Raw genomic sequence first — 310 nt, 5'->3', positions numbered from 1 at the left:
GCCCTGCCCGATCCCCTCACCGGGCCGCGTGCGCGGGTGATCGGCCGGCCGGCGCGGACGTGGCCGGCGGCGGGTCGGCGGATCGCGCTGGTCGCCGCCCTCGGCGCGGCGCTCGCCGCGGTCGCCGTCGCGCTGCTGCTCGTGGGTCTCGCGCACCGCGATCCGGGGCGGTCCGGCCTCACGGCGACCGATCCCGCCCGCGGTGGCGCGGTCGACTCCCCGCGGCCGTCGGCGACGGCCGCCCCCCCGCGCCCCGCCGCCCCCTCCCCGCCCGCCCGCGCGCGGCCCCGCCCGCGCCCGCCCGGGCCCG

1 pseudogene is annotated in these 310 nt (G+C 86.5%); it reads left to right on the top strand.

Annotated elements, in window-relative coordinates:
- Positions 1-310, top strand: a pseudogene (locus tag MXD60_RS26380) (hypothetical protein); the annotation flags it as partial.

It is taken from the genome of Frankia sp. AgB32 (genome assembly GCF_023243045.1).
GTDB lineage: Bacteria > Actinomycetota > Actinomycetes > Frankiales > Frankiaceae > Frankia.
This window is presented reverse-complemented; position numbering and strand designations above follow the sequence as displayed.